We start from the raw sequence: 2369 nt of genomic DNA on the forward strand, positions 1-2369 counted from the left end.
AAAATATTATTAAAGAAAAAAACGAAAAAACAAAAATTATACTACTGTATGGTTAACAGAATGCAACTTGTTTCGAATTAAGTTGTAAAAACTAGCTGGATTTTCAGGAAAGAAAAAAACTATATTTCGAATCAAATTGTAAAAAGGTATAAAAAAACGCTTAAAAGCGCTAATCTTGTTTCGGATTAAATTGTAACTGAACAGTAAAATATAAGAATCCCGGCAGACTGGATACAGCTGCCGGGATTCTTGTATGTACAAAAAATGAGACTGTTTTTCAGTCTCATTTTTGCGAGGTTCTTAATTAAGGAAGCTGGCAACAGTAGGCAATACCCAAAGGTGTTACAAGAAGAGGGTGAACCGGCTGATAAACGGGCAGCTTCAGCTTTTTCTCAAATACAGAAGTAAATTCCCTGAACATGGAGGAACCTCCTACCACATAAACGGCAGGAACCTCATAGCCTTTCAGGAATTTCTCTGTGATCAGAGCCATTTTTTCTACAGTGGCCTTGATCACTGGAAAAATCTCGTCCTGCTTATCCGGCTGGGTTTTCAGGATTTCTGCCTCTTCATAAGGGATGCGGTAATGACCTGCCACTGTCATGGTCATGTGTGTACCGCCGGTAGCTTCATCGTCTGTATAAATAACTTTTCCGTCTTTCAGAATACTGATTCCGGTGGTGCCGCCTCCTACGTCTACAACAGCTCCGTCGCTGATCTTTAATACAGCGGAGGCAGCTGTAGGCTCATCCACAATATTGGTTACTTCAAAGCCGGCGCCTTCCAGAACATAGCCAATACTCTTGACACTGCCCTGGTTCACTCCGGGAGGAATGGCAGCCGCAGCATAGGAAAGTTCCGTTCCCAGTCTTTCTTCCAAAGTTGCCTTCAGCTTGGAGACAAGCTGCACAGATTCATAATAGTTAACGATCACTCCATCCTGGATTGCATGGGAAGGAGCGGAAATTCCGGCAATGGGACGGTTGGAAGTATCGACTACAGCAAGAACAGTATTGGCAGTTCCAAGGTCTACGCCTACTTTTAATCTTCCTTTAAATTTTTTGCACTCACCTGTACGGACGAGTTCTGCAAAATTTGATAATGTTCTGCTTTTCAGATCCATTTGGTTACTCCGTCTTGCCGCTGCTCTTTGTGTCTGCAGCAGCAGATTTTATTTAATGATCGTTCCTGTCTTTTCCTTATATCCAGCTTTTGCATGAGCAATATCTGTGATAATGGCACGTCTGCCGTCTTTTTTTTCAATAAAGGAAAGTCCGGCTTCGATTTTAGGGAGCATAGAACCTTTTGTAAACTGGTCTGCTTCTACATATTTATGTGCCTCTTCTGCGGAAATGGAACCAAGAAGTTCTTCATTTTCAGTACCCATGTTCAGACTGACTTTTTCGACACTTGTAAGGATCAAAAGAGTGTCAGCATTTAATTCTTCGGCAAGGAGTCCGCTGGCAAGATCTTTTTCGATGATCGCGCTGGCTCCGTGGAGTTCTATGCCCTGCTCAAGAACAGGGATTCCGCCGCCGCCTGCTGCAATTACAATCTGTCCGGCAGCAGCCAGGGCACGTATTGTTTCAATTTCTACGATACGCTGAGGCTTTGGAGAAGCCAGGATACGTCGGAACTGTCCTTCTGCTGTCTCTGTTACATAATTTCCTTTTTCTTCTTCAGCTTCGGCTTCTTCGGCGGTAAGTACCCGGCCGATGATTTTTTCTGGTTCTGCAAAAGCATCATCATAGGGATCGATGACTACCTGAGTCAGTACGGTTGCCACCGGTTTATAAATTCCGCGTGAAAGAAGCTCGGTACGGATGGCATTCTGCAGGTCATAGCCGATATACCCCTGGCTCATGGCAGAACATACAGACATAGGTGCAAATGTATATTTCGGATGTGCCTTGCCGAATTCATTCATTGCAGTATGGATCATGCCTACCTGAGGTCCGTTACTGTGGGAGATCACAACATTTGCGCCGTCTTCAACCAGATCGGCAATAGCCTTTGCTGCTGCTTTTGTGGCAACTTTCTGCTCTGGCAGGGTGGTTCCCAGTGCCTTGTGTCCTAATGCAACTACTACAGTTTTTTCGCTCATAGGAATTCCTCATTTCTTTTTCGTTTTGGATAACACTAATTATAAAAGAATAGAGATGGAATTGCAAGAGAGGATTCAGGCGGAAAAGATATATGAGGGAATTTTATTGTCAAAAAAGAATCAAATAAATTGTCAGAACAGGAGGTATAAAGGAAAAGCCGCCTGCATTGGCAGACGGCTGGTTTCCTTAACTTTTTTGAGGGGGGAGATAGAGAGTGGTTATTCATCTATCCAAGACATATTATATCGGAGAATTGTGTGCAAA

Annotated in this window: 2 protein-coding genes; both read right to left on the reverse strand. The window is 43.3% G+C overall.

Annotation, left to right across the window (positions count from 1 at the left end):
• Positions 1–304: 304 nt before the first annotated feature.
• Positions 305–1123 (reverse strand): ethanolamine utilization protein EutJ, encoded by an 819-nt coding sequence (gene eutJ, locus RDS42_RS14205; protein ID WP_308784231.1) that lies wholly within the window; start codon positions 1121–1123, stop codon positions 305–307.
• A gap of 48 nt (positions 1124–1171) precedes the next feature.
• Positions 1172–2104, reverse strand: a complete 933-nt coding sequence (gene arcC, locus RDS42_RS14210; RefSeq protein WP_308784232.1) for a carbamate kinase — start codon at positions 2102–2104, stop codon at positions 1172–1174.
• Positions 2105–2369: the final 265 nt, after the last annotated feature.

It is taken from the genome of uncultured Blautia sp., from assembly GCF_902497045.1.
Lineage (GTDB): Bacteria > Bacillota > Clostridia > Lachnospirales > Lachnospiraceae > Blautia_A.